The following is a 24,925-nucleotide window of genomic DNA, read 5'->3' as shown; positions in this document are numbered from 1 at the left end:
GGCCGGGAGGCCCCGGCGGGCACGGCCGCCCGTACGCCCGCCAAGTCGCCCGTCGCCGTCGGCTACGGCGGTGCGGTGGCCAGCGTCGACCCCGACGCCTCGGCCGCCGGTATCGAGGTGCTGCGCAAGGGCGGCAACGCCGTCGACGCGGCCGTCGCCACCGCCGCCGCCCTCGGCGTCACCGAGCCGTACTCGGCCGGCGTCGGCGGGGGCGGCTACTTCGTCCACTACGACGCCAAGCGGCACCGCGTCTCCACCCTCGACGGCCGCGAACGCGCCCCCTTGTCGGCGGACAAGAACCTCTTCCTGGAGAAGGGGCGCCAGATCCCCTTCAACGACGCCGTCACCAGCGGCCTGAGCGTCGGCACCCCCGGCACGCCCGCCACCTGGGACACCGCCCTGCGCACCTGGGGCAGCCGGTCGCTCGCCCAGGTCCTCGAGCCCGCGGAGCGCCTCGCGCGCTCCGGCTTCACCGTCGACGACACCTTCCGCAAGCAGACCGCCGACAACGAGGCGCGGTTCAAGGACTTCCCGGCCTCCGCGAAGCTCTTCCTGCCGGGCGGGCGCCTGCCGGTCGTCGGCAGCACCTTCAAGAACCCCGACCTCGCCCGCACCTACGCCCTGCTGGCCCGGCGCGGCACCGGGGCGATGTACGACGGCGACCTCGCCCGCGACGTCGTACGGACCGTCCGCAAGCCGCCCGTCGACCCGAAGGCGAAGCGCGTCGCGCGGCCCGGCGACCTCACCGCACGGGACCTGCGCGCGTACACGGTCAAGCGGCAGGACCCGACCCGTACGTCCTACCGCGGCCTGGACGTCTACGGCATGGCCCCGTCGTCCTCCGGGGGGACGACGGTCGCCGAGGCGCTGAACATCCTGGAGACGGGCGACCTCGCCAAGCTCTCCGAGAAGACCTATCTGCACCGCTACATCGAGGCCAGCCGCGTCGCCTTCGCCGACCGCAACCGCTGGGTCGGCGACCCCGCGCAGGAGCGCGTGCCCACCAAGGAGCTCACCTCGCAGCGCTTCGCCGACGCGCGCGCCTGCCTGGTCGCGGACGACGCCGTCCTCACCAGCCCGGTCGCGCCCGGCGACCCGCGGCATCCGGCGCCCTGCGGCACGCACGGCAGGGCGGCCCCCACCCCGTACGAGGGCGAGAACACCACGCACCTGACGGTGGCCGACAAGTGGGGCGATGTCGTCGCCTACACGCTCACCATCGAGCAGACCGGCGGCAGCGGCATCACCGTCCCCGGGCGCGGCTTCCTGCTCAACAACGAGCTGACGGACTTCTCCTTCGTCCCGGTGACCCCGGGGGTCCACGACCCCAACCTGCCGGGCCCGGGCAAGCGCCCCCGCTCGTCGATGTCGCCGACGATCGTCCTGGAGCACGGCCGGCCCGCGTTCGCGCTCGGGTCGCCCGGCGGCGCCACCATCATCACCACCACGCTCCAGACGTTCCTCAACCACGTCGACCGCCGGATGCCGCTCGTCGACGCGATCGCCGCGCCGCGCGCCAGCCAGCGCAACTCCGTGACGACCGACATGGAACCGGCCCTGTGGGACAGCCCGCTGCGGGGCCGGCTCGAAGCCCTCGGCCACGTCTTCAAGGAGGTACCGGAGATCGGCGCGGCGGCCGGCGTGCAGCGGCTGCCCGACGGCCGCTGGGTGGCCGCTGCCGAGAGGTCGCGGCGCGGGGGCGGCTCGGCGATGGTCGTGCGCCCGAGCGGGCGGCCGCCCGTGCGCTGAGCGCGTGCCCTGACGATCCGTCCCCCACATGGGTGCATTGCCGCCGGGCTCCGGTTCACCCGGCCCGCATCCGGTGACGCTCTTGGCATATGGCTGGGGAGCGCGGGGGACGGATCGGCCGGGGGATCCCGGCTGTCCTGGTGGTGTTCGGCGTGTTCGCGATGTGGCTGCTGACGGCCCCCGCCGCGAGCGCGGCTCAGGCTCCCACCTGCCGGGTCGGCACGTACCTCAGCGACCTGTACGACCTCGACCCCGCCAAGCACACCTTCTCCGCGCGGCTGACGCTGTGGAGCGTGTGCCCCACGCGCGCACTGGACCCGCTGCCCACGGCGTCCTTCGGCAACTCCAACGACCCCGAGAAGGGCGAGCCGACGCTGACGTCCGAGGGGGGCGGCTTCCGGGACGTGACACAGGTCCAGGGGGTCTTCCGGCAGCACTGGGACGTGCGGGCCTTCCCCTTCGACCGGCACCGCATCACGATCAAGATCAACTCGCCCCGGAACCACGACGCGTTCCGGTTCACCCCCGACAACAAGAACTCCGCGGCGAACCGGGACATCGCGCCGCCCGGCTGGCGGCTGACCGGCTTCCGGCTCAGGGAGGTCGCCCGGCACTACCCCACGAACTTCGGCGACCCCACGCTTCCCACGGGGGCGGGCACCACGCACAGCCGGCTGCTCATCGAGATGGACCTCGAACGCAGCGACCCCACCATCTTCTGGAAACTGACCGGGCCGCTGTACCTCATGCTGCTCATCGCCACCGCCACCTTCCTGCTCCCCTCGCACAGCGAGGAGTTGGGCATGGCCGAGCGGCTGGACACCCTGCAGAGCCGGCTCGCCCTGCTGGGCGGGGGACTCTTCGTCGTGATGCTGAATCTCCAGCAGGTCAACGACACCATCGCCAGCACGGCCGGGCTGACGCTCATCGACTGGCTGCACCTGCTGACGCTGGTCTACGTGCTGCTCGCGGTGGTCGCCACGGTGCTGTGCTGGCGCTGGACGGTGCACGGTGGCGACCCCGCGCAGGCGGAGCGCTTCCACCATCGCGGCGCCCTGCTGGGGCTGGTGGGGTACGCGCTGGTCGCCGGGGCGATGGTGGGATGCGCCGCCTGGACGGGATAGCGGCCCGGCGGCGGTAGCGGCCGGGCCCGTGTCGCACCGCCGGTCAGCCGAGGAGCTCGATCACGTCCTCCGTGGTGCCGGTCTCGGCCAGGCGCGGGAAGACCTTCTCCAGGCTGTTGCGGTGCACGTCGGGGTCCATGTCGGTGACGGCGTCGGTCACGACCGTCACGTGGTAGCCGTGCTCGTGGGCGGCGCGGGCGGTGGACTCCACGCCCATGCTCGTCGCGATGCCCGCGAGCACGACCTGGGTGACGCCCCGGCGGCGCAGCTGGAGGTCGAGGTCGGTGCCGAAGAACGCGCCCCAGCTGTGCTTGGTGACGACGATGTCGTCGTCGCGGGGGCCGAGTTCGGGCGCGAGGTCCGCGAAGCCGGCCGGCGGCCGCCCGGCGCGGGCCGGGGCCTGGGCACGGCCGGGCGCGGAGCCCACGACGCGTACGAGCACGACGGGCAGCCCGCGCTCGCGGAAGGCGTCGGCCAGCCGGGCGCCGCGCTTCAGGATCTCGCCAGCCGGGTGGACGGTGGGCAGGGCGAGGATGCCCTTCTGGAGGTCGACGAGGACGAGGGCGGCGTTCGCGTCGAGGGTGGTGACGGGCACGGTGGTCCAACTCTCGGTCGGGATCGGTGCGGGGGACGTGCGGGGTGGCTCCGGCGCCTCACTCCTCCAACAGGCGCCTGAGGAGCCGGGTGGCCTCGGCAAGGGTGTGCTGTTCGTCGGGGCCGAGCCGGTGGGTGATGGCGTCGGTGAGCCAGGTGTGCTTGGAGTGGCGTACGGACGCGACGGCCTCCCGCCCCCGGCCGGTCAGCGAGAAGATCACCTGCCGGCCGTCCGTGGGGTGGGGCGAACGGGCGACCAGGGCCAGGTCCTCCAGCGCGCCGAGGATCACGCGCATGGACTGCGGGCGGACGAGCTCGGCGCGGGCCAGGGCGGCGGTGGTGGCCGGGCCGCCGGTGTCCAGGCGGGCGAGGACCGTGCGCTGCGAGGGGGTGAGGGAGCCCTGCGGCGAGGCCGTGCGCAGCCGGCGCACGAGCTGGGAGACCGTGGCGGCCAGGTCGGCCGCGACGCGTTCCTGCTCTTCGCCGGCCGGGCTCACGGGGCGTTCCCGTTGCGTGTCGGGCATGCTCGCACCCTAGAGAAAGACAGGAAGACTTGCAAGTTTTCCTGTCTGGTTATCCACAGGTCGAGCGATGGTCTTGCCACAGAGTGTGACGGGTCATACGGTCGCATTCACACGTGGATCTCCGCGGGTCTACGCGTGTCAGCCTGGCTTACGCCCCGGCAAAGGAGCAGCTCATGGCCAATGTTGTCCGCGCCGCACTGGTTCAGGCGACCTGGACCGGCGACACCGAGTCGATGATCGCCAAGCACGAGGAGTACGCCCGCGCGGCCGCCGCGCAGGGCGCCAAGGTGATCGGGTTCCAGGAAGTCTTCAACGCCCCCTACTTCTGTCAGGTCCAGGAGAGCGAGCACTACCGCTGGGCCGAGCCGGTCCCCGACGGGCCCACGGTCCGCCGGATGCGTGACCTCGCCCGCGAGACCGGCATGGTGATCGTCGTGCCCGTCTTCGAGGTCGAGGGCTCCGGCTTCTACTACAACACCGCCGCCGTCGTCGACGCCGACGGCAGCTACCTCGGCAAGTACCGCAAGCACCACATCCCGCAGGTCAAGGGCTTCTGGGAGAAGTACTACTTCAAGCCGGGCAACGTCGGCTGGCCCGTCTTCGAGACAGCGGTCGGCAAGGTCGGCGTCTATATCTGCTACGACCGCCACTTCCCCGAGGGGTGGCGCCAACTGGGCCTGAACGGCGCCCAGCTCGTCTACAACCCCTCCGCCACCTCGCGCGGTCTGTCCGGCTATCTCTGGCAGCTGGAACAGCCCGCCGCGGCCGTCGCCAACGAGTACTTCGTCGCCGCGATCAACCGCGTGGGCCAGGAGGAGTACGGCGACAACGACTTCTACGGCACCTCGTACTTCGTGGACCCGCGGGGCCAGTTCGTCGGCGGCACCGCCAGCGACACCAAGGAGGAACTCCTCGTTCGCGACCTGGACTTCGGCCTCATCGACGAAGTGCGGCAGCAGTGGGCCTTCTACCGCGATCGCAGGCCCGACGCGTACGACGGACTGGTCCAGCCATGAGCCCCGCGGCCGGGGCCGCCGGCTCGTCCCCGCTCCCCGGGGCGGACCCCGCCGGCGGCTCCCCGCCGGCCGACGGCGGGCAGGCCCCCGCGTTCCCGCCCGCCACGCACCTGCACGCCCGGCACCGGGCCGTCATGCCCGAGTGGCTCACCCTCTACTACCGGGAGCCGCTGGAGCTGACCCACGGCGAGGGCCGCCACGTCTGGGGCGCCGACGGCCGGCGCTACCTCGACTTCTTCGGCGGCATCCTCACCACCATGACCGCCCACGCCCTCCCCGAGGTCACCAAGGCCGTCGGCGAGCAGGCCGGGCGCATCCTGCACACCTCGACCCTCTATCTCGACCGGCACATGGTCGAGCTCGCCGAGCGCGTCGCCGCCCTCTCCGGCATCCCCGACGCCCGCGTCTTCTTCACCTCCTCCGGCACCGAGGCCAATGACGCGGCCCTGCTCCTCGCGACGACGTACCGCCGCTCCAACCAGATCCTGGCGATGCGCAACAGCTACCACGGCCGCTCCTTCTCCTCGATCGGCGTCACCGGCAACGCCTCCTGGTCGCCCACCAGCCTCTCCCCGCTCCAGACGCTGTACGTGCACGGCGGGGTCCGCTCGCGGGGCCCGTTCGCCGAGCTGAGCGACGAGCGCTTCACCGAGGCGTGCGTGGCCGACCTGCGGGACGTCCTCGGCCAGACGCACGGCAATGTGGCCGCGCTCATCGCCGAACCCGTCCAGGGCGTCGGTGGGTTCACCGCACCGCCCGACGGTCTGTACGCGGCCTTCCGCGACGTCCTGGCGGACCACGGCATCCTGTGGATCTCCGATGAGGTGCAGACCGGCTGGGGCCGCACCGGAGACCACTTCTGGGGCTGGCAGGCGCACGCCGCGAGCGGCCCGCCCGACCTGCTCACCTTCGCCAAGGGCATCGGCAACGGCATGTCCATCGGCGGTGTCGTCGCCCGCGCCGAGGTCATGAACTGCCTGGGCGCCAACTCCATCTCCACGTTCGGCGGCAGCCCGGTCACCATGGCCGCCGGCCTCGCCAACCTCACCTACCTGCTGGAGCACGACCTCCAGGGCAACGCCCGCCGCGTCGGCGGGCTCCTCATCGAGCGGCTCCGCGCCATCGCCGCCCCCCTCCCCGTCGTCCGCGAGGTGCGCGGCCGCGGCCTGATGATCGGCGTCGAGCTGGCCCGGCCCGACGGCTCGCCCTCGCCCGAGGCCGCCACGCTCGCCCTCGAACTCGCCCGCGAGCGCGGCCTGCTGATCGGCAAGGGCGGCCGCGAGGCCGACGTCCTGCGTATCGCACCGCCCCTCTCGCTCACCGTCGCCGAGGCCGAGGAGGGCGCGGCCGTCCTCGAAGCGACCCTGCGCCACGTGCAGTCCACCCTCGCCGGAAGGGAAGCGCCATGACCACGACGGCCATCCGCGGCGGCCTCGTCATCACCGCCGCCGACGAGATCGACGCGGACGTCCTCGTCGAGGACGGCAAGGTCGCCGCCCTCGCCGCCCCGGACAGCGCGTACGCCCGGGGCTGGACCGCCGACCGTACGCTCGACGCGACGGGGAAGTACGTCATCCCCGGCGGGGTCGACGCCCACACCCACTTCGAACTCCCCTTCGGTGGCACGGCCTCCTCCGACACCTTCGAGACGGGCACCCGCGCCGCCGCGTGGGGCGGCACCACGACCGTCGTCGACTTCGCGGTCCAGTCCCGCGGGAAGGCGCTGCGCGAGGGGCTCGACACCTGGCACGCCAAGGCCCAGGGCACCTGCGCCGTCGACTACGCCTTCCACATGATCCTCTCCGATGTGAACGAGAGTTCGCTGAAGGAGATGGACCTGCTGGTGGGGGAGGGGGTGACGTCCTTCAAGCTGTTCATGGCCTATCCCGGCGTCTTCTACAGCGACGACGGGCAGATCCTGCGGGCCATGCAGCGCGCCGAGGGCAACGGCGGACTGATCATGATGCACGCCGAGAACGGCATCGCCATCGACGTCCTCGTCGAACAGGCACTCGCCGCCGGCCGCACCGACCCCCGCTACCACGGCGAGGTCCGCAAGGCGCTGCTGGAGGCCGAGGCCACCCACCGTGCCATCGCGCTCGCCCGCGTCGCCGGCAGCCCGCTGTACGTCGTGCACGTCTCCGCCGAGGAGGCCGTCGCCGAGCTGGCCCGCGCCCGCGACCAGGGCCTGCCGGTCTTCGGCGAGACCTGCCCGCAGTACCTCTTCCTGTCCACCGACAATCTCGCCGAGCCGGGCTTCGAGGGCGCGAAGTACGTCTGCTCCACGCCACTGCGGCCCCGCGAACACCAGAAGGCCCTCTGGCGGGGGCTGCGGACCAACGACCTCCAGGTGGTCTCCACCGACCACTGCCCCTTCTGCTTCTCCGGCCAGAAGGAGCTGGGCCGCGGTGACTTCTCCAAGATCCCCAACGGGCTGCCGGGCGTGGAGAACCGTATGGACCTGCTCCACCAGGCCGTCGTGGACGGGCACATCTCCCGCCGCCGCTGGATCGAGATCGCCTGCGCCGCCCCCGCCCGGATGTTCGGCCTCGCCCCGCACAAGGGCACCATCACCCCAGGCGGCGACGCCGACATCGTCATCTACGACCCGCACGCCACCCAGACCCTCTCCGCCGCGACCCACCACATGAACGTCGACTACTCGGCGTACGAGGGCAGGCGGATCACCGGACAGGTCGAGACGGTCCTCTCCCGCGGCGAACCCGTCATCGAGCGCCGGCGCTTCACCGGCCGTGCCGGGCACGGCCGTTACGTACCGCGCGCCACCTGCCAGTACCTCGCGTAAGGAGCACCACCGTGGACTTCGGCCTCGTCCTCCAGACCGACCCGCCCGCCTCGGCCGTGGTGGACCTCATGCGCCGCGCCGAGGGCGCCGGCTTCCGCTACGGCTGGACGTTCGACTCCGCCGTGCTGTGGCAGGAGCCCTTCGTCATCCACAGCCGCATCCTCGACCACACCGAGCGGCTCATCGTCGGTCCCATGGTCACCAACCCCACCACCCGTACCCCCGAGGTCACGGCCTCCACCTTCGCCACCCTCAACGACATGTACGGCAACCGCACCGTGTGCGGCATCGGCCGCGGCGACTCGGCCATGCGCGTGGCCGGGCGCAGGCCCAACACCCTGGCCACCCTGCGCGATTCCATGCGGATCATCCGCGACCTCGCCGAGGGCCGCGAGACGGACGTCGGCGGCACCACGCTCAAACTCCCCTGGGTACGGGACGGCCGGCTGCCCGTGTGGATGGGCGCGTACGGACCCAAGGCGCTCGCCCTCGCCGGCCGGGAGGCCGACGGCTTCATCCTCCAGCTCGCCGACCCGTTCCTGACCGAGTGGATGGTCAAGGCCGTCCGCACCGCCGCCGCCGACGCCGGCCGCGACCCCGACGACGTCACCATCTGCGTCGCCGCGCCCGCCTACGTGGGCGACGACCTCGCCCACGCCCGCGAGCAGTGCCGCTGGTTCGGCGGCATGGTCGGCAACCACGTCGCCGACCTCGTCGACCGTTACGGCGCACACTCCGGCCTCGTGCCCGAGGCCCTCACCGCCTACATCCAGCAGCGCCACGGCTACGACTACAGCCACCACGGCCGCGCCGGCAACCCCTCCACGGACTTCGTGCCCGACGAGATCGTCGACCGCTTCTGCCTGCTCGGCCCGGTGGCGGCCCACCGCGAACGCCTGGAGGAGCTCCGCGCGCTGGGAGTCGACCAGTTCGCGGTCTACGCCATGCACGATGCGAAGGAGTCCACGATCGACGCTTACGGGCGGCACATCATCCCCGCACTGGGCGGCGGCGCGGCCGGCCCGGACCCGTCGTAGACCCCCGGGCCGTGACCGGCGGAGGGGGTGCCCCCGGTCACGGCACGCGCGCGGTCCACTCCGGCGAGGAGAACTTCGTCGCCGCCAGCTCCCGCGCCCGCGCCATCTCCTCCGGCGTCACCGCTCCCCGCGCCAGCCCGTAGCGCTCCCGGAAGGAGCCGACCATCCTCTCGATGACCGCCTCACGCGGCAGCCCCGTCTGCCGGCGCAGCGGATCCACCCGCTTCTTCGCGCTCTTCGTGCCCTTGTCGGACAGCTTCTCCTTGCCGATCCGCAGCACCTCCAGCATCTTGTCCGCGTCGATGTCGTAGGCCATCGTCACGTGATGCAGCACCGCGCCCCGGTCCCCCACCAGCCGCTTCTGCGCCGCGCCCGCGATCTTCCCGGAGTCGGTGGCGATGTCGTTGAGCGGCTGGTACCACGCCTTGACGCCCATGTCCTCCAGCGCGCCCAGCACCCAGTCGTCGAGATAGGCGTAGCTGTCGGCGAAGGACAGCCCCTGCACCAGGGCGTCGGGCACGCACAGCGAATAGGTGATGGTGCTCCCGGGCTCGATGAACATGGCGCCGCCGCCGCTGATCCGGCGCACCACCGTCATCCCGTGCCGTTCCGCGCCCTCCGGGTCGACCTCGTTGCGCAGCGACTGGAAGCTGCCGATGACCACGGCCGGCGCCCCCCACTCCCACACGCGCAGCGTCGGGGGCCGCCGTCCGGCCGCCACCTCGGCCGTCAGCACCTCGTCCAGCGCCATGTGCAGGGCGGGAGGCTGGGGGCCGTCGTGGATGAGCTCCCAGGCGTAGTCGGTCCAGTCGGTGGCCTGCGCCAGCGCCCGGCGGACGGCGATCCCCACGGCCTCGGAGGTGAGGCCGAACATCACCGTCCCCTCCGGCAGCGCCGCGTCGATACGGGCCGTGAGCTGCGGGGCGAGGGTGTCGGCGGGGGCGCCCTCCAGGGCGCGGTCGATCGCGGGGAGCGCCTCGTCGGGCTCCAGGAAGAAGTCCCCGGCCACCCGCACATCGCGCAGCACCCCGCCGTCGACCTCCAGGTCCACCACGACGAGCTTGCCGCCCGGCACCTTGTACTCACCGTGCACGGGGCATCCTCCAGCGTCTTCTCTCCGGCCGGCCCGCACGGCCGGCAGCGCCCTCCACCGTAACGCCGCGCGCGCGGACCATCCCCGGCGGTATTGCGCGGCGGGCGACGGTCTGGCTGGCTGGACGTCATGTTCACGACCCGGCCCACCCTCCAGGGCACGTTCGGCATGGTCTCCTCCACCCACTGGCTCGCCTCGCAGTCCGCGATGGCCGTGCTGGAGAGCGGCGGCAACGCCTTCGACGCCGCCGTCGCCGCCGGTTTCGTCCTGCACGTGGTCGAACCGCACCTCAACGGACCGGCCGGCGAGGTGCCCGCCCTCCTCGCCCCGGCCGGCGGTCCGGTGCGGGTGCTCTGCGGCCAGGGCCCCGCGCCGGCCGGGGCGAGCGTCGCCCACTACACCTCGCTCGGCCTGGACCTCGTCCCCGCCACCGGCCCCCTCGCCGCGGCCGTGCCGGGCGCCTTCGACGCCTGGATGCTGCTCCTGCGCGACCACGGCACCAAGCCGCTCGCCGACGTCCTCTCCTACGCCATCGGCTACGCCGAGCACGGCCACCCCCCGGTCGAGGGGCTCGGCCTGACCGTCGAGAGGGCCCGCGGGCTGTTCACGGCCGAGTGGCCGGCCTCCGCCGCGCTGTACCTCCCGGACGGCCGGCCGCCCGCCCCCGGCAGGCTCTTCCGCAACCCCGCGCTCGCCGCCACCTGGCGCCGCCTGCTCACCGAGGCCGACGCGGCCGGCGGCAGCCGCGAGCGGCGGATCGACGCCGCCCGCCGCGTCTGGCGCGAGGGCTTCATCGCCGAAGCCCTCCTGCGCACCGCCGCCCGCCCCACCCTCGACACCTCCGGCGAACGCCACACCGCCACCCTCACCGGCGACGACCTCGCCCGCTTCCGCGCCGGCTACGAGGACCCCGTCACCCTCGACCGCGACGGCTGGACCCTCTGCAAGGCCGGCCCCTGGTCGCAGGGCCCGGTCCTGCTCCAGCAGCTCGCCCTGCTCCCGGACCGGGACGACCTCCCGGCCCCCGGCACCCCGGAATACGTGCACACCCTCGTCGAGGGCGGCAAGCTCGCCATGGCCGACCGGGAGGCGTGGTACGGGGACGCCGCCGAGGTGCCGCTGACCGCCCTGCTGTCACCCGGCTACAACGCCGCCCGCCGCACCCTGATCGGCGACACCGCCTCCTACGCCCTGCGCCCCGGCAGCCCCGACGGCCGCACTCCCCGCCTGCCCCGGCTGCCGGACGGCCCGGCGGCCGGCGACGCCGCGGGCGCGGGCGAGCCGACCGTCGCCCTCGACAACGCCACCCGCGGTGACACCTGCCACCTCGACATCGTCGACCGCTGGGGCAACATGATCTCCGCGACGCCCAGCGGCGGCTGGCTCCAGTCCAACCCGGTCGTCCCCGAACTCGGCTTCCCCCTCGGCACCCGCCTCCAAATGGCCTGGCTCGAACCCGGCCTGCCCAACTCCCTCACCCCCGGCCGCCGTCCGCGCACCACGCTCACCCCCTCCCTGGCCCTGCGCGACGGCGAACCGGTCCTGGCGTTCGGCACGCCGGGCGGCGACGCGCAGGATCAGTGGCAACTGCACTTCTTCCTCGCCGTCGCGCTGCGTCCGCCGGTGCGCGGCGGCCTCGACCTGCAGGGCGCGATCGACGCGCCCAACTGGCACCAGGAGTCCTTCCCCAGCTCCTTCCACCCGCGCGTCACGCGCCCCGGCGCCGTCACCGTGGAGTCGAGGATCGGCGAGCGGACGATCGCGGAGCTGCGGCGCCGGGGACATGACGTGACGGTGGGCGGCGCGTGGTCGGAGGGGCGGCTGTGCGCGGTCGCGCGGGACCCGGCGACCGGCCTGCTGTCGGCGGCCGCGAACCCGCGCGGCAGACAGGGGTACGCGGTCGGGCGCTGAGCCGCGTTCATCCCGGGGATGCCCGTCGGACGCGGTGCGGCCATCACCGCACCCCCGTTTGTCAGTGCGGCGTGATTCGATGGACGTATGATCGATGACTTTCTCGCAGGTGACCTGAACGACGTCGAGGAGGCGGTCCGCAAGGCGGCCGCCGCCGAGATCGTGCCCCGCTTCCGGCAGCTCGCCGCGCACGAGATCGTCGAGAAGAACGGTCCGCACGACCTGGTGACCGTCGCGGACCGGCTGGCCGAGGAGCACCTGACCGCCTCGCTCACGACCCTGCTGCCCGGCTCCGTCGTGGTGGGGGAGGAAGCGGTGCACGCCGACCCGGGCGTCCTCGACGCGCTGCGCGGCGAGGACCCGGTGTGGATCGTCGACCCCGTCGACGGCACCCGGCAGTTCGTCCACGGCGACCCCGGTTTCGCCACCCTCGTCTGCCTGGCCCACCACGGCGAGCTGCTCGCGTCCTGGACGTACGCGCCCGCCCTGGAGCTGATGGCCACCGCCCGCCGGGGCCGGGGAACGCTGCTCAACGGCGTGCCGCTGAGCAGCGGCACGCCCGAGCCGGGCAAGGTCCTCGAAGTGGCGATATCGCACTACGACTTCACCACCGACGAGCAGAAGCGCGTTCTGGAGCCGCTGCGCACGGACGGCGTCGCGCCGCGCCCGTGCGGCTCCGCCGGCCTCGAATACCTGAACGTGGCGCGCGGAATCATCGACGCCACGGCCTTCTCGTGGGAGAACGCCTGGGACCACGCCGCCGGGCTGCTGCTCGTCGCCGAGGCGGGCGGCGCGAGCGGGACCGTCGCGGGCGAGCCGTTCCGCGTCGGCGGCGGCAACGCCCTGCCGTTCGCCGCCGCACGGGACGAGGTGACGCTCCGGCATATCCTGGGCCTGCTGGCGTCCGCCGGCTGACCCACAGGGACGAGGGGAGTGGCGACCGGTGCCGACCATGCTGGACGCGGTCGTCGTAGGGGCCGGGCCCAACGGGCTGACCGCCGCCGTCGAACTGGCCCGTCGCGGCCTGTCCGTCGAGGTGTTCGAGGCCGCCGGCGCCATCGGCGGGGGAGCGCGGACCGAGGAGCTCACGCTCCCGGGCTTCCGCCACGACCCGTGCTCCGCCGTGCACCCCCTCGCCGCCGGCTCGCCCGCGTTCAACGCCATGCCGCTGGCCCGCCACGGCCTTGAGTGGCTGCACCCCGGGCTGCCCATGGCCCACCCCTTCCCCGACGGCACGGCCGCCGTGCTCGCCCGCTCCGTCGGCGAGACGGCCCACTCCCTCGGGCCGCGGGACGCGGGCGCCTACCGGCGGCTCGTGGCGCCCTTCCATGGCCGGTGGGAGACGGTGGCCGCCGACTTCCTGCGCACCCAGTGGGACGGCCTGCCGCGCGACCCGGCGCTCTACGCGCGCTTCGGCCTGGTCGCCGCGCAGCCGGCGGCCCTGCTGACCCGCCGCTTCCACGACGCGAAGGCCCGCGCGCTCTTCGCCGGGCTGGCCGCCCACGGCATCGCCCCGCTCACCGGTCTCGGCACGGGCGGCATGGCCCTGGTCTTCGCCCTCGCCGCGCACGCGGCCGGCTGGCCCGTCCCGCGCGGCGGCTCCCAGGCCGTCGCCGACGCACTCGCCTCGTACCTACGGGAATGCGGCGGCGCCGTGCACACCGGCTTCGAGGTCAAGCGCCTGGACGACCTGCCGCCCGCCCGCGCGTACGTCTTCGACACCTCACCCACCGCCCTCGCCCGGATCGCCGGGCTCGGCGACGCCTACCGCCACTTCCGGTACGGCCCCAGCGTCTTCAAGATCGACTACGCGCTGAGCGGGCCCGTGCCCTGGACCTCGCCGGAGGCCCGAGAGGCCGGCACGGTCCACGTCGGCCCCACCTATGGGGAGATCGGCGCCGCCCTGCACGCCGCCGTCGACGGCCGGGACCCCGAGGTCCCCTTCCTCATCACGTCACAGCCCAGCCTCTTCGACCCCACCCGGGCACCGGAGGGGCGGCACACCTTCTGGGTCTACGGGCACGTACCGCGCGGCTGGGAGGGCGACGCCACCGAGGTGATCGAGCGCCAGATCGAGCGCTTCGCCCCCGGCTTCCGCGACCTGGTCCTCGCCCGCGCCACCGCCGGGCCCCCACAGCTCGCCGCCCGCAACGCCAACTACGTGGGCGGCGACATCGCCACCGGCTCCGTCGCGGGCCTGCGCCTGCTGATCCGCCCCAAACTCGCCCGCGTCCCCTACGCCACCGCCCACCCCGCCGTCTTCCTCTGCTCCTCGGCGACCCCACCGGGCCCTGGCGTCCACGGCATGTGCGGCCACCACGCGGCGAGGGCGGTCTGGAAGCGCCTGCGGGGCGGCGGGGCGGCCCGCGGCCGGGGCTGATCCCGCGCGGCGCGCCCGCGTCCCGGCCTGTGCCGGGCCTACGCCGCCTGTCCCAGGTCCGCCAGGATCGCGGCGTGGACCGTCTCCGGCGTCAGCTCCAGACGGCGCAGCACCTGCACGATGACCTTGTCCTCCGAGGTGAGGAGGGCCAGGGCGAGGTGCGCGAAGGAGATGCGGTTGTCCTGCTGTTCGAGCGTCACCTTCAGGGTGTTCTCCAGTGCCTTCTTCCCTCGGGGGGCCCAGGGGAGGTGGCTGGAGTCGGTCTTGAGAGCGGGGCGCTCCGCCGGCTTCTTGCGGCGGCCGAAGGACAGCAGACGGCGCCGGGGTTCGGGCTCGTCGCCGTCGAGGGGCGGCGGTGCCGGCCGGTCCAGGGCTCCCGGACCGAACGCGCTCTCCGCGCGCTCGCGCACCGCGTCCAGGTCGATGCCGAAGGCCAGCAGGGGGTCGCGGTCGTCCTCGTCCACCCCGGAACCCCCGCCCACCGTCGAGCGGACTGCGGCCCGGCAGAGCTCGTGGGTCAGGCCGAGCCGGGCGAAGGCGGGCAGCGGCGCGTCCTTCTCCCCGACGAGCGCGAGCAGCAGGTGCTCACTGCCGATCCACGGGTGCCCCAGGTCGCGCGCCTCCTGCTGGGTGCGCACCACCGCCATGCGCGCGCTCAAGGTGAACCTCTCGAACATCCCTACCTCCTGGAGTGCTTCTTGTGGGCGGCCTGCCGGCTGACGCCGAGCGCGACCCCGATCTCTTCCCAGGACCAGCCCTGCCGCCGCGCGTTGTCGACCTGGAGCGCTTCCAGACGCTCCACCAGCCGTCGCAGCGCGGCGACGGCACGCAGTCCCACGTGGGGATCGCTGTTCATGGCGGCCTGGGCGGTACCGACCGCGTCGTTCGCTTCCGTTCCGGCCATGCTGTCAACCTACGATGACAGGCGGCCGGTGGTCAACCTCCGTTGACGAGGTGAGCGGCGGAGGGCACGGCCATCGAAGGACCATGTCGGATTTCCGCGAGCCACGACGGCTCGTACGGCGGATGCTGGAGACATGCACACCGACTTCGAGCGCTGCGTCAGGGCCGTCCGGTCCAAGGACGCCCGGTTCGACGGCTGGTTCTTCACCGCCGTGCTCACCACGCGCATCTACTGCCGTCCGAGCTGCCCGGTCGTCCCGCCGAAGGACCGGAACATGACCTTCTACCCGAGTGCGGCCGCCGCCCAGCAGGCCGGCTTCCGCGCCTGCAAGCGCTGCCGGCCCGACGCCAGCCCGGGCTCGCCGCAGTGGAACGAGCGCGCCGACCTCGTCGCCCGGGCCATGCGGCTCATCGGCGACGGCACCGTCGACCGCGAGGGCGTCCCCGGCCTCGCCGCCCGCCTCGGCTACAGCACCCGGCAGATCGAACGCCAGCTCCTCGCCGAACTCGGCGCCGGACCGCTCGCGCTCGCCCGCGCCCAGCGCGCCCAGACCGCCCGGCTCCTCATCGAGACGAGCGAACTGCCCATGGCCGACGCCGCCTTCGCGGCCGGATTCTCCTCCATCCGCTCGTTCAACGAGGCCGTCCGCGAGGTCTTCGCCCTCACCCCCACCGAACTCCGCGCCCGCGCCGTACGCGGCACCCGGCCGGCCACGCCCGGAACACTGACCCTCCGCCTGCCCTTCCGGGCTCCCCTGTGCCCCGACACCCTCTTCGGGCTCCTCGCCGCCACGGCCGTCCCCGGCGTGGAGGAGTGGCGCGACGGCGCCTACCGCCGCACGCTGCGCCTGCCCTACGGGCACGGCACCGTCGCCCTGGCCCCGCACCCCGGCCACATCGAGTGCCGGCTCACCCTCTCCGACCAGCGCGACCTCGCCGGGGCCATCAGCCGCTGCCGCGCCCTCCTCGACCTCGACGCGGACCCGGAGGCGATCGACGCGCTCCTCGGCACGGACGAGCGGCTGGCCCCGCTGGTGGCCGAGGCGCCGGGGCGGCGGATACCGCGCACCGTGGACCCGCAGGAGCTCGCCCTGCGGGCCGTCCTCGGCCAGCAGGTGTCGACCGCCGCGGCCCGCACGCTGGCCGCCCGCCTCGTCATCGCCCACGGCGAACCCGTCAAGGACCCCGTGGGCGGCACGCTGACCCACCTGTTCCCCTCGGCGGAGGCGCTCTCGGGCCTGGATCCCGCGGCGCTCGCCATGCCCGCCGGCCGCCGCGCCACCGTCGTCCGGCTGGTACGCGCCCTCGCCACCGGCGAGCTCGGCCTCGGCGTCGGCAGCGACTGGTCGCGCGCCCGCGAGCAGCTCGCCGCCCTTCCCGGCGTCGGCCCCTGGACCCGCGAGATCATCGCCATGCGGGCCCTCGGCGACCCCGACGCCTTCCTCCCGACGGACCTCGGCGTCCGGCGCGCGGCGGCCGCCCGCGGCCTGCCCGGGACGCCGGGCGCCCTCACACGGCACGCCGCCGCCTGGCGGCCGTGGCGCTCGTACGCCGTGCAGTACCTGTGGTCCGCCGACGACCACGCCGTCAATCGCCTGCCGACGACCTGACACCGACCCGGAACCCGAACGGACTCGCCATGCCCCGCGTTGTGCACACCGTCACCGACAGCCCGTACGGCCCGCTCACCCTCGTCGCGACCGACGACGTCCTCAGCGGCCTCTACATGACCGGCCAGCGGCACCGGCCGGCCCAGGAGACCTTCGGCCCGCGCGACGACGCGCCCTTCACCGAGGCGCTGCGGCAGCTGACGGCCTACTTCACCGGCGAGTCGGCCCGCTTCGACCTCCCGCTGCACCTGGCGGGAACGCCCTTCCAGCGCCGCGTCTGGGCCGGCCTCCAGGAGATCCCGTACGGCCGCACCCTCTCCTACGGCGAGCTGGCCGAGCGACTGGGCGCCCCCAACGCCTCCCGCGCGGTGGGTCTGGCGAACGGCAGGAACCCCATCGGCATCATCGTCCCCTGTCACCGGGTCATCGGTTCCACCGGCGGCCTCACCGGTTACGGCGGCGGGCTGGACCGCAAGCGGCGGCTGCTCGCCTTCGAACGGGGAGAGGCGGCGCCGGAGCAGGAGGGACTGTTCTGACCCGGCCCGGCGTCAGTCCCGCTTCAGCGGCCGCTTGTAGTAGCGCCAGGGGAACGAGCCCGAGCCGACCTGGGTCCACCCCTCGCTCTCCATGCGGCGGTGCCGGCTGCCGACCGCGAAGGGCACCCGGCGGTGCTCCCAGGGCCGGTCGGAGGACTCCACGACGTGGAACAGCGGCCCGTAGTCGACCAGCTGCCAGCACTCCAGGCCCGCCTCGGCGAGCGCCTGCATCTCGTCGAAGGCGGTGAGCGGTGTCAGCACCCGCCGTTCGGCGGCGCCGGAGGTGTCCGGGTCCGGCCCCTTGCCGGCGAACCGCTGCTGGGCGGCCTGCCGGCTCACGCCCAGGACGCGGCCCACGGTGTCCCAGCTGTGCCCGGCGGCCCGGGCGCCCTGCACCGCCTCGCGCAGGAGCCGGCTGGTCTCCTCGGCGCCGGCCCGCGTGGCGGCGACCAGGCGCAGATAGCCCTCGGGGTCGTGCTCCAGCGACGCGGCCAGTCCCTCCGGCGCCCCCAGGACGGCGGCCGCGATCCCCTCGCGGATGCGGGCGGTCTCCTCAAGGCTGAGCGGCCCCTCCTCGCTCATCGCCGATCACCTGCCGCGCCCTCGGTGCGCAGCGGCTCCAGCGCGTCCAGCGTCTCCTGGTCGCGCCGCAGCCGCTCGGCGTCGGCACCGCCGGCGGCCGTCGCCGCCCGGGCGACGCCGAAGAGCGTCCCCATGCCGAGGACGATCAGGAGTTCCGCCGCGATCAGGACGCAGAACGCCGGTGTGCCGAGGTCGTCCGCGAGGGAGATCCCCAGGGAGATGAGGGCCGTGGCGGGCGTCAGGAAGGCCGCCGCGAGAGCGGCGGGGGCAGGCCGGGAAGCGGCCCGGGGCCGCGTCGGGGTGATCATGACGTCAAGATTCCCTTGACGCCGCCTTGTTGTCAACTTTTCCTTGACGTGATCACCGGCGCACGATACTTGACCCGCAGGTCAATAATCCTGCTAAGGTCATCCCATGGGCAGACCCAAGCAGTTCGACCCGGACGTCGCGATCGACAAGGCCATGGACGTGTTCTGGCGCAAGGGCTACGCCGCGACCACCCCGCAGGACCTGGTCGACGAGATCGGCATCGGCAAGGGCAGCCTCTACCACGCCTTCGGCAGCAAGCAGGGCCTGTTCGAGCGGGCGCTGGAGCGGTACCGCGACACCCGGGCCGCCGAGCTCGTCGGGATACTCGACCGGCCGGGGCCCGTACGCCCGCGCCTGCGGGCGGCGCTGGAGCTGCTCGTCGAGATGGACCTCGCCGACCCCGCGCGGCGCGGCTGCCTCGCCGTGAACACGGCGACCGAACGGGCGGGCGTGGACCCCGTGTCCGCCGAACTCGTACGGAAGATGTTCGCGCGCACCGAGGACGCCTTCCGGGCGGCCGTCGAGCGCGGGCAGCGGGCCGGTGAGATCGACGCTGGGCGGGACGCCCATGCCGTCGCCGGCCTGCTGCTCGCGACGATCATCGGTATGCGTGTGATCGCCCGGACCGCGGAGGGCCCGGAGCGGCTCCACCGCGTCGTCGACGCGGTGCTCACCGCGCTCTGACGCCTGCCGTACTCCCATCACCCGCGCCCGGGCGGGTTCACCCTTAACCATTTTTTGTACCTACAGGTCAAGAAAAAAGGAACTCCCATGGACCTCCACCTCACCGGCAAGACCGCCCTCGTCACCGGCGCCAGCCGCGGTATCGGCCTCGCCACCGTCCGCCGCCTCGTCGCCGAGGGCGTACAGGTGGTCGGCGCCGCCCGTACGATCACGCCGGAGCTGACGGAGACCGGGGCCGTCACCGTCGCGGTGGACCTCAGCACCCCGCAGGGCGCGGACACCCTCGTCGAGCGGGCCCTGGAGGAGCTGGGCGGCCTGGACCTGCTCGTCAACAACGTCGGCGGTGGTGACACCTTCGAGCTCGGTGGGTTCCTCGCCCACGATGACGAGCAGTGGCGGTCCACCTTCGACCTCAACTTCCTCAGCGCCGTACGGACCAGCCGGGCCGCGCTGCCGAGCGTGGTCGAACGGCGCGGATCGGTCGTCAACGTCTCCTCGATCAATTCCCGGCTGCCCGCGGCCGGCCCCGTGGCCTACAGCGTGGCGAAGGCCGCGCTCAGCGCGCTCGGCAAGTCCCTGTCCGAGGAGTTCGGCCCCCGGGGATGCCGGGTCAACACCGTCTCGCCGGGCGTCGTCCGCACCGCGATCTGGGAGGCCCCGGGCGGCTTCGGCAGTGAGGTGGCCGCTGCCGCCGGGGTGGGGCACGAGGAGTTCCTCGGCCGGGTGCCCGAGCTGTTCGGCATGGCCAGCGGGCGCATCACGGAGCCCGACGAGGTGGCCGCGCTGATCGTCTTCCTCCTCTCCGACGTGGCGGGCAACATCACCGGCGCGGACCACATCATCGACGGCGGCACCGTGAAGACGGTTTAGGCCGTGTCCGGCGGATCATGTGAGCGGGCGCTGCGGGCTGTGTCGTGCGCACCACCGCTGCGCGGTGGTGTCCTCAATCTCCCCCAGCTACCGCTGGGAGGTGCCCCCAACGGGCTTGTTTCGGCTGAGCCCAGCTCTCCGATCAGCCCGTCCGAGGTTTGAGGACGCGCCCGCCAGGGCGCCCGTCGCTGCAGGCGGCAAAAACAGCCCGCAGCCGAGGATCCGCCGGACACCGCCCAGGGCAGCGGCCGGCGCGGCCCGGTCGTCGCCGTCGTGGCCGCGGGCTCAGTCCCGGGGCCCGTCCGGGCCGGTGTCGTCGCGGTCGCGGGCGCTCTCCACGATCCGCCGCAGGCGGGGGTGGCGGACCGGCCCCTGCTCCGTCATCGCGTCGCCGACCATCGTGCGCAGCGCGTCCCGCAGGCCGTGCATCGCGTGGTGACGGGCCGGGCCCGCGCCCGGGTCCTCGCGCAGCTCCTTCAGCAGCGCCCAGCACAGGGCCAGCATCACCAGGACGAACGGCAGGGCGACCAGGATCGTCGCGGACTGGAGGGACTTGAGCCCGCCGGCCACCAGCAGCACCGCCGCCACCGCCGCCATCAGCACCCCCCACGTCACCACCAGCCAGGTGCGCGGGTGCAGGGCGCCGCGGCTGGAGAGCGAGCCCATCACGAGGGACGCGGAGTCGGCGCTGGTGATGAAGTACGTCATCACCAGCGCCATCGCGATCCACGACGACAGCGTCTCCAGCGGCAGCGTGTCCAGCAGCGCGAACAGCGACGCCTCCGCGCCCTCCCGCACCGTCCCCGCCATGTCGGCGGCGCCCGACATGTCCAGGCGCAGCGCGCTGCCGCCCATGACGCAGAACCACACCACCGTCGCGCCGCTCGGCACCAGCAGCACGCCGATGAGGAACTCCCGGATCGTCCGGCCGTGCGAGATGCGGGCGATGAACGTGCCCACGAAGGGGGCCCACGACAGCCACCACGCCCAGTAGAAGATGGTCCACGCGCCGAGCCACTGCGGGTCCGTGAACGCGCCGGTGCGCGTCGCGAGCGGCACCAGGTCGTGCAGGTAGCCGCCGGCGGCCGCCGGGATGGTGTTGAGGACGAAGACCGTCGGGCCGAGGACGAAGACGAAGAGCATCAGGCACGCGGCCAGCACGATGTTGAGCGTGCTCAGCCACTTCACGCCCTTGTGCAGGCCGGAGAACGCCGACAGCACGAACGCCGCCGACAGCGAGCCGATGATGATCAGCTCCAGGGTGGTGGAGTCCTCGACGCCGGTGGTGAGGTTCAGGCCCTTCGACACCTGGAGGGCGCCGAGGCCGAGGCTGGTGGCGGTGCCGAAGACCGTCGCGAAGACCGCCAGCAGGTCGATGACCCGGCCGGGCCAGCCGCCCGCCCGCGCCTCGCCGAGCAGCGGTACGAACGCCGAGCTGAGCCGGTTGCCGCGGCCCTTGCGGAAGCCGGCGTAGGCGAGGGCGAGACCGGACATGCCGTAGATCGCCCACGGGTGCAGGGTCCAGTGGAAGAAGGAGTACTCCAGTGCCGTACGGGCCGCCCCGGGGGAGTTGGCGGTGACCCCGCTGCCCGGTGGCGGCGAGACGAAGTGCTGGAGCGGTTCGCCGACGCCGTAGAACATCAGGCCGATGCCCATGCCGGCGCTGAACATCATCGCGATCCACGCCAGGTTGCCGAACTCCGGACGGTCGTCGTCCCGGCCGAGCCGGATGGCGCCGAAGCGGCTGACGGCGATGACCACGCACAGGCCGAGGAAGACATCGGCGGCGATGACGAACAGCCAGGCGAAATTGGAGAGCACCCAGTTCAGGGCCGTCGAGGACACCCGGTCGAAGGAGTACTTACCGAGCGCCGCCCACGCCACGACCGCCAGGACGGCGGCGCCGCCGATCGCGACCAGGACCAGGTCCGGTGGTTCGTCCCCGGACGCGGCGGCGGGGCTGGACGGACCGGTCGGGCCGGCCGGCTCGTACGCGTCGGTGCTCATGCCGCCCCACTATGGACGGAATTGACCTGATTGCGTGGGCTGGCACGCCGTTCGCGGCCAGGGGTAACCGCGCATACGTCCGGGTAGGGTCGCTGCGGCGCGACCGCCTGTGCGAGAGCACGGCACGGAAGCAAGGGGATGTGCGAGATGGCAGACGCTGCGAGGGCGAAGGCCGCGCGGGTGCTGGTCGCCGCGGACAAGTTCAAGGGCTCGCTGACGGCCGTGGAGGTCGCCGAGCACTTCACGGCCGGGCTGCGGCGGGCCGTGCCCGGCCTGGAGGTGGCCGCCCTGCCGGTCGCCGACGGCGGCGACGGCACGGTGGACGCCGCCGTGGCGGCCGGGTTCGAACGCCGCGAGGCCCGGGTGACCGGGCCGCTGGGAGAGCCGGTCACCGCGGCGTACGCGCTGCGCGGCGACGGCACGGCGGTGGTGGAGATGGCCGAGGCGTCCGGGCTGCGGCGGGCGGCCCGCCGGGCGCCGCTGACGGCCACGACGTACGGCACCGGGGAACTGGTGCGGGCCGCGCTCGACGCGGGCGCCCGCACGGTCGTCCTCGGCGTCGGCGGAAGTGCGACCACGGACGGCGGGGCGGGGATGCTCGGTGCGCTGGGCGCGCGCTTCACGGACGCCGCCGGGCGCCCCGTGGCACCCGGCGGCGGGCCGCTGGCGGAGCTCGCGCACGCGGACCTGTCGGGGCTGGACGAACGGCTCGCCCGCACCCGTGTGATCCTCGCCAGTGACGTCGACAACCCGCTGACGGGTCCGAAGGGCGCCGCCGCCGTGTACGGGCCGCAGAAGGGCGCCACACCGGCCGACGTGGCCGCGCTGGACGCGGCCCTCACGCACTACGCCCGCGTCCTGGAGCACGCGGCCGGCCCGCGCGCCGCCGAGTACGCGCGGGCGCCGGGCGCGGGCGCGGCGGGCGGCATCGGCTACGGCGCCCTCGTCGGGCTACGGGCGGTCTTCCGGCCCGGCATCGAGGTGATGCTGGAGGTCCTGGGTTTTGACGCGGCCCTGTCCCGCACGGACCTGGTGATCACGGGCGAGGGCTCCCTGGACACCCAGACCCTCCACGGCAAGGCTCCCGCCGGGGTGGCGGCGGCGGCGCGGGCGCGCGGCGTGCCGGTCCTGGCGGTCTGCGGCCGGGTCTCCCTGCCCCCTACGGCCCTGCGGGCCGCCGGCATCCAGCGCGCCTACGCCTTGACCGACCTCGAATCGGACCTGTCACGCTGCGTGTCCGAAGCGGGGCCGCTCCTGGAGCGGCTGGCGGAGTGTGTCGCGACGGATTACCTGCGGTAAGCGGCAGGGACGTTCTCGGGCCCGCCCTTGCCGTCTGCGGCGGCGAGCGCCCTGCGGGCGCGTCCTCAAACGCCGGACGGGCTGGTTTTGGCTGAGCCCGGCGGACATCAAGCCGTCTGTGTTTGAGGACACCACTGGGCTCAGCCCAATCAAGCCCGTCCGGCGTTTGAGGACACCGCCGCGCAGCGGTGGTGCGGACGACACGGCCCGCAGGCGGCGCGGCCGCCCCCCCCAAACGCCAAACGGGGTGCCCCGAATCACAAGGATTCGGGGCACCCCACTCGGAGGAAAAGCCCGTGCCGTCGCCGCTAAGGCAACTGCGCCGCCCGCGCTTCGCGGCGGTTGTCGCGGAACGTGTTCACGCGGCGGGCCGTCGCGAAGAGCGGGATCACCGCGCCCAGGACGACCTGGAGCGCGCAGCCCGTCTGGAGGAGGAGCTCGCCGCCGGGGGCGTCGAAGGCCCAGGCCGCCAGCAGGCCCATGCTCAGCACGATCCAGCTCAGCATCGCCACCGCGAGGCGTCCCCGCGGCTTGGGGTACTCGACCCGGCTCACCATCAGCCACGCCACGCCCACGATCGCCAGCAGCGTCGGGACGAAGGGCAGCTCCAGCAGCACGATCGAGACGACCGTCAGTGCCCCGAAGGGGCTCGGCATTCCCTGGAAGATCCCGTCCCGCAGCTGGACGCACGAGAAGCGCGCCAGACGCAGGACGACCGCCAGCAGCACCACGACGGCCGCGACCGCCGAGACGCGCTGGTGCGCGTCGTCGGCGACCATGCCCCAGACCACCACGAAATACGCGGGGGCCAGGCCGAAGCTGATCAGGTCCGACAGATTGTCCAGTTCCGCGCCCATCGCCGAGCTGCGCAGCTTCCGTGCCACGAGCCCGTCGAAGAGGTCGAACACCGACGCGAGGAGCATCAGTATCACCGCGGTGGCGGCGCTGTGGCGGGCCATGCCGCCGTCCTCGTTGCCCGTCAGATGCGGGATGAGGACACCGGTGGTGGTGAAGTACACCGCCATGAAGCCACAGATGGCGTTACCGAGAGTGAGCGTGTCCGCTATCGACAGCCGCGTGGACAGCGGCATGTCGACCTCGTCCTCAGCCGCCTCGGCCTCGGGCACCCAGGAAGCCTGTGTGTCCTGATCAATCACGGTCAAGGCGTGTCACCCCCGCCATGGTGGGCTGGCCGACCTCGACCGCGACCTCGATCCCGGCCGGGAGGTAGACGTCGACGCGCGAACCGAAGCGGATCAGGCCGATCCGCTCGCCCTGCTCCACCTTCGTGCCCTGCGGCACGTACGGGACGATCCGACGGGCGACGGCACCGGCGATCTGCACCATCTCGATGTCGCCGAGCTCGGTGTCGAAGTGCCAGTGGACGCGCTCGTTGTTCTCGCTCTCCTTGTTGAACGCCGGGACGAACCCGCCGGGGATGTGCTCCACGGACGTCACCGTGCCGGCCAGCGGCGCGCGGTTGACGTGGACGTTCAGCGGGCTCATGAAGATCGCGACGCGGGTGCGCCCGTCCTTCCACGGCATGATGCTCTGCACCACGCCGTCGGCCGGGGAGATGACCCGACCCTGGGTGATCTCGCGATCGGGGTCGCGGAAAAACCACAGCATGCCCGCCGCGAGCGCGGTGGTGGGCACGGCCAGCGCCGCCCAGCGACCGGAGCGCCGGGCGCGGCTGAGACTGACCGCCGCCGTGGCGACGGTCGGGAGGAGCCACGGCGATGCTCCGCGCGCGAGGCGTACGCCAGCAAGGCTGTCGCGTGGTGCAGAGGAAGAGCTGTGGGGCATGGGTGACCTTCGTAGCGGAGGGTGCCGCGTAACGATTGGGGGACGGCGGCTTTCCGGGGATGCTATCGGTTGCGGGTGGCAACTG

24 protein-coding genes are annotated in these 24,925 nt (G+C 73.3%); 14 read left to right on the top strand and 10 right to left on the bottom strand.

Translation table 11 applies throughout. The annotated features are described in order from the left end of the window. Both ggt and J7E86_RS07555 read left to right on the top strand, forming a co-directional pair. The coding region (ggt, locus tag J7E86_RS07560) for a gamma-glutamyltransferase (RefSeq protein ID WP_215080732.1) at nt 1-1,749 on the top strand (1,749 nt) is incomplete at its 5' end. Between the two features lie 89 nt (nt 1,750-1,838). Then, nucleotides 1,839-2,873: a hypothetical protein gene (locus tag J7E86_RS07555; protein WP_215080731.1), complete on the top strand. Its 1,035-nt coding sequence runs from the start codon at nt 1,839-1,841 to the stop codon at nt 2,871-2,873. Between the two features lie 43 nt (nt 2,874-2,916). Here J7E86_RS07555 and J7E86_RS07550 read toward each other — a convergent pair whose 3' ends face one another. Together J7E86_RS07550 and J7E86_RS07545 are read right to left on the bottom strand one after the other, a co-directional pair. After that, nucleotides 2,917-3,468 carry an isochorismatase family protein gene (locus J7E86_RS07550; RefSeq protein ID WP_215080730.1) on the bottom strand — a complete coding sequence of 184 codons (552 nt, stop codon included), beginning with the start codon at nt 3,466-3,468 and terminating at the stop codon, nt 2,917-2,919. A gap of 58 nt (nt 3,469-3,526) precedes the next feature. Then, nucleotides 3,527-3,991 carry a MarR family winged helix-turn-helix transcriptional regulator gene (locus J7E86_RS07545; protein WP_215080729.1) on the bottom strand — a complete coding sequence of 155 codons (465 nt, stop codon included), beginning with the start codon at nt 3,989-3,991 and terminating at the stop codon, nt 3,527-3,529. A 173-nt stretch (nt 3,992-4,164) separates the two neighbouring features. Here J7E86_RS07545 and J7E86_RS07540 point away from each other — a divergent pair, with 173 nt between their 5' ends. The 4 genes from J7E86_RS07540 to J7E86_RS07525 all read left to right on the top strand — a co-directional run bounded on the left by J7E86_RS07540 (nt 4,165) and on the right by J7E86_RS07525 (nt 8,850). Then, a complete protein-coding gene (locus J7E86_RS07540) occupies nt 4,165-5,007 on the top strand; it encodes a nitrilase-related carbon-nitrogen hydrolase (protein WP_215080728.1) in 843 nt (280 codons plus the stop codon). Between the two features lie 134 nt (nt 5,008-5,141). Further along, nucleotides 5,142-6,416 carry an aspartate aminotransferase family protein gene (locus tag J7E86_RS07535; protein WP_251018801.1) on the top strand — a complete coding sequence of 425 codons (1,275 nt, stop codon included), beginning with the start codon at nt 5,142-5,144 and terminating at the stop codon, nt 6,414-6,416. After that, nucleotides 6,413-7,813, top strand: a complete 1,401-nt coding sequence (gene hydA, locus J7E86_RS07530) for a dihydropyrimidinase (protein ID WP_215080726.1) — start codon at nt 6,413-6,415, stop codon at nt 7,811-7,813. Before J7E86_RS07535 ends, hydA begins: the two co-directional genes overlap by 4 nt. Nucleotides 7,814-7,824: 11 nt before the next feature. After that, a complete protein-coding gene (locus tag J7E86_RS07525; RefSeq protein ID WP_215080725.1) occupies nt 7,825-8,850 on the top strand; it encodes a TIGR03842 family LLM class F420-dependent oxidoreductase in 1,026 nt (341 codons plus the stop codon). Nucleotides 8,851-8,887: 37 nt separating this feature from the next. Here J7E86_RS07525 and J7E86_RS07520 read toward each other — a convergent pair whose 3' ends face one another. Beyond that, the gene (locus tag J7E86_RS07520) at nt 8,888-9,943 is read right to left on the bottom strand and encodes a biotin/lipoate A/B protein ligase family protein (protein ID WP_215080724.1); all 1,056 of its coding nucleotides are present in this window, start codon (nt 9,941-9,943) and stop codon (nt 8,888-8,890) included. A 129-nt stretch (nt 9,944-10,072) separates the two neighbouring features. Here J7E86_RS07520 and J7E86_RS07515 point away from each other — a divergent pair, with 129 nt between their 5' ends. The 3 genes from J7E86_RS07515 to J7E86_RS07505 all read left to right on the top strand — a co-directional run bounded on the left by J7E86_RS07515 (nt 10,073) and on the right by J7E86_RS07505 (nt 14,234). Then, nucleotides 10,073-11,854: a gamma-glutamyltransferase family protein gene (locus J7E86_RS07515; protein ID WP_215080723.1), complete on the top strand. Its 1,782-nt coding sequence runs from the start codon at nt 10,073-10,075 to the stop codon at nt 11,852-11,854. A gap of 87 nt (nt 11,855-11,941) precedes the next feature. Beyond that, nucleotides 11,942-12,769 (top strand): inositol monophosphatase family protein, encoded by an 828-nt coding sequence (locus tag J7E86_RS07510; RefSeq protein WP_215080722.1) that lies wholly within the window; start codon nt 11,942-11,944, stop codon nt 12,767-12,769. Nucleotides 12,770-12,797: 28 nt separating this feature from the next. After that, nucleotides 12,798-14,234: an NAD(P)/FAD-dependent oxidoreductase gene (locus J7E86_RS07505; protein WP_308312508.1), complete on the top strand. Its 1,437-nt coding sequence runs from the start codon at nt 12,798-12,800 to the stop codon at nt 14,232-14,234. Between the two features lie 38 nt (nt 14,235-14,272). Here the strand turns inward: J7E86_RS07505 and J7E86_RS07500 are convergent, their stop codons facing one another. Both J7E86_RS07500 and J7E86_RS07495 read right to left on the bottom strand, forming a co-directional pair. After that, on the bottom strand, nt 14,273-14,911 hold the full coding sequence (locus tag J7E86_RS07500) for a Clp protease N-terminal domain-containing protein (RefSeq protein WP_215080721.1): 639 nt from the start codon (nt 14,909-14,911) through the stop codon (nt 14,273-14,275). Between the two features lie 2 nt (nt 14,912-14,913). Beyond that, a complete protein-coding gene (locus J7E86_RS07495; RefSeq protein ID WP_215080720.1) occupies nt 14,914-15,138 on the bottom strand; it encodes a hypothetical protein in 225 nt (74 codons plus the stop codon). Nucleotides 15,139-15,271: 133 nt separating this feature from the next. Between J7E86_RS07495 and J7E86_RS07490 the strand changes: the two genes are divergently transcribed. Together J7E86_RS07490 and J7E86_RS07485 are read left to right on the top strand one after the other, a co-directional pair. Then, nucleotides 15,272-16,747 carry an AlkA N-terminal domain-containing protein gene (locus J7E86_RS07490; RefSeq protein WP_215080719.1) on the top strand — a complete coding sequence of 492 codons (1,476 nt, stop codon included), beginning with the start codon at nt 15,272-15,274 and terminating at the stop codon, nt 16,745-16,747. A gap of 29 nt (nt 16,748-16,776) precedes the next feature. Continuing rightward, entirely contained in the window at nt 16,777-17,283 is a 507-nt protein-coding gene (locus tag J7E86_RS07485) for a methylated-DNA--[protein]-cysteine S-methyltransferase (RefSeq protein WP_215080718.1), read from the top strand. A 12-nt stretch (nt 17,284-17,295) separates the two neighbouring features. On the opposite strand, the gene J7E86_RS07480 is transcribed toward J7E86_RS07485, so the two are convergent. Both J7E86_RS07480 and J7E86_RS07475 read right to left on the bottom strand, forming a co-directional pair. Next, on the bottom strand, nt 17,296-17,865 hold the full coding sequence (locus J7E86_RS07480; RefSeq protein WP_215080717.1) for a hypothetical protein: 570 nt from the start codon (nt 17,863-17,865) through the stop codon (nt 17,296-17,298). Then, a complete protein-coding gene (locus J7E86_RS07475) occupies nt 17,862-18,173 on the bottom strand; it encodes a hypothetical protein (RefSeq protein WP_215080716.1) in 312 nt (103 codons plus the stop codon). The genes J7E86_RS07480 and J7E86_RS07475 overlap by 4 nt, the downstream gene beginning before the upstream one ends. 106 nt (nt 18,174-18,279) lie before the next feature. Here J7E86_RS07475 and J7E86_RS07470 point away from each other — a divergent pair, with 106 nt between their 5' ends. Both J7E86_RS07470 and J7E86_RS07465 read left to right on the top strand, forming a co-directional pair. Further along, nucleotides 18,280-18,858, top strand: a complete 579-nt coding sequence (locus J7E86_RS07470; protein ID WP_215080715.1) for a TetR/AcrR family transcriptional regulator — start codon at nt 18,280-18,282, stop codon at nt 18,856-18,858. A gap of 87 nt (nt 18,859-18,945) precedes the next feature. Beyond that, nucleotides 18,946-19,728, top strand: coding sequence for an oxidoreductase (locus J7E86_RS07465; RefSeq protein ID WP_215080714.1), 783 nt, complete (start codon nt 18,946-18,948; stop codon nt 19,726-19,728). A gap of 285 nt (nt 19,729-20,013) precedes the next feature. On the opposite strand, the gene J7E86_RS07460 is transcribed toward J7E86_RS07465, so the two are convergent. Beyond that, a complete protein-coding gene (locus tag J7E86_RS07460) occupies nt 20,014-21,735 on the bottom strand; it encodes a BCCT family transporter (RefSeq protein WP_215080713.1) in 1,722 nt (573 codons plus the stop codon). A 147-nt stretch (nt 21,736-21,882) separates the two neighbouring features. Between J7E86_RS07460 and J7E86_RS07455 the strand changes: the two genes are divergently transcribed. Beyond that, nucleotides 21,883-23,034: a glycerate kinase gene (locus tag J7E86_RS07455; RefSeq protein ID WP_215080712.1), complete on the top strand. Its 1,152-nt coding sequence runs from the start codon at nt 21,883-21,885 to the stop codon at nt 23,032-23,034. A 308-nt stretch (nt 23,035-23,342) separates the two neighbouring features. Here J7E86_RS07455 and pssA read toward each other — a convergent pair whose 3' ends face one another. Continuing rightward, the gene (gene pssA, locus J7E86_RS07450) at nt 23,343-24,197 is read right to left on the bottom strand and encodes a CDP-diacylglycerol--serine O-phosphatidyltransferase (protein WP_215080711.1); all 855 of its coding nucleotides are present in this window, start codon (nt 24,195-24,197) and stop codon (nt 23,343-23,345) included. Beyond that, on the bottom strand, nt 24,184-24,840 hold the full coding sequence (locus tag J7E86_RS07445) for a phosphatidylserine decarboxylase (protein ID WP_215080710.1): 657 nt from the start codon (nt 24,838-24,840) through the stop codon (nt 24,184-24,186). The genes pssA and J7E86_RS07445 overlap by 14 nt, the downstream gene beginning before the upstream one ends. Nucleotides 24,841-24,925: the final 85 nt, after the last annotated feature.

Origin of the sequence: Streptomyces sp. ISL-11 (assembly GCF_018614525.1) — a bacterium.
GTDB lineage: Bacteria > Actinomycetota > Actinomycetes > Streptomycetales > Streptomycetaceae > Streptomyces.
The sequence above is the reverse complement of the archived record's forward strand: the minus strand, read 5'-3'. Positions and strand labels throughout refer to the sequence as shown.

Coding starts and splice junctions, on each gene's coding strand:
- J7E86_RS07555 (WP_215080731.1), top strand. CDS start 1,839: ATGGCTGGGGAGCGCGGGGGACGGATCGGCCGGGGGATCCCGGCTGTC.
- J7E86_RS07545 (WP_215080729.1), bottom strand. CDS start 3,991: ATGCCCGACACGCAACGGGAACGCCCCGTGAGCCCGGCCGGCGAAGAG.
- J7E86_RS07540 (WP_215080728.1), top strand. CDS start 4,165: ATGGCCAATGTTGTCCGCGCCGCACTGGTTCAGGCGACCTGGACCGGC.
- J7E86_RS07535 (WP_251018801.1), top strand. CDS start 5,142: ATGCCCGAGTGGCTCACCCTCTACTACCGGGAGCCGCTGGAGCTGACC.
- hydA (WP_215080726.1), top strand. CDS start 6,413: ATGACCACGACGGCCATCCGCGGCGGCCTCGTCATCACCGCCGCCGAC.
- J7E86_RS07515 (WP_215080723.1), top strand. CDS start 10,073: ATGTTCACGACCCGGCCCACCCTCCAGGGCACGTTCGGCATGGTCTCC.
- J7E86_RS07510 (WP_215080722.1), top strand. CDS start 11,942: ATGATCGATGACTTTCTCGCAGGTGACCTGAACGACGTCGAGGAGGCG.
- J7E86_RS07500 (WP_215080721.1), bottom strand. CDS start 14,911: ATGTTCGAGAGGTTCACCTTGAGCGCGCGCATGGCGGTGGTGCGCACC.
- J7E86_RS07495 (WP_215080720.1), bottom strand. CDS start 15,138: ATGGCCGGAACGGAAGCGAACGACGCGGTCGGTACCGCCCAGGCCGCC.
- J7E86_RS07490 (WP_215080719.1), top strand. CDS start 15,272: ATGCACACCGACTTCGAGCGCTGCGTCAGGGCCGTCCGGTCCAAGGAC.
- J7E86_RS07485 (WP_215080718.1), top strand. CDS start 16,777: ATGCCCCGCGTTGTGCACACCGTCACCGACAGCCCGTACGGCCCGCTC.
- J7E86_RS07480 (WP_215080717.1), bottom strand. CDS start 17,865: ATGAGCGAGGAGGGGCCGCTCAGCCTTGAGGAGACCGCCCGCATCCGC.
- J7E86_RS07475 (WP_215080716.1), bottom strand. CDS start 18,173: ATGATCACCCCGACGCGGCCCCGGGCCGCTTCCCGGCCTGCCCCCGCC.
- J7E86_RS07470 (WP_215080715.1), top strand. CDS start 18,280: ATGGGCAGACCCAAGCAGTTCGACCCGGACGTCGCGATCGACAAGGCC.
- J7E86_RS07465 (WP_215080714.1), top strand. CDS start 18,946: ATGGACCTCCACCTCACCGGCAAGACCGCCCTCGTCACCGGCGCCAGC.
- J7E86_RS07460 (WP_215080713.1), bottom strand. CDS start 21,735: ATGAGCACCGACGCGTACGAGCCGGCCGGCCCGACCGGTCCGTCCAGC.
- J7E86_RS07455 (WP_215080712.1), top strand. CDS start 21,883: ATGGCAGACGCTGCGAGGGCGAAGGCCGCGCGGGTGCTGGTCGCCGCG.
- J7E86_RS07445 (WP_215080710.1), bottom strand. CDS start 24,840: ATGCCCCACAGCTCTTCCTCTGCACCACGCGACAGCCTTGCTGGCGTA.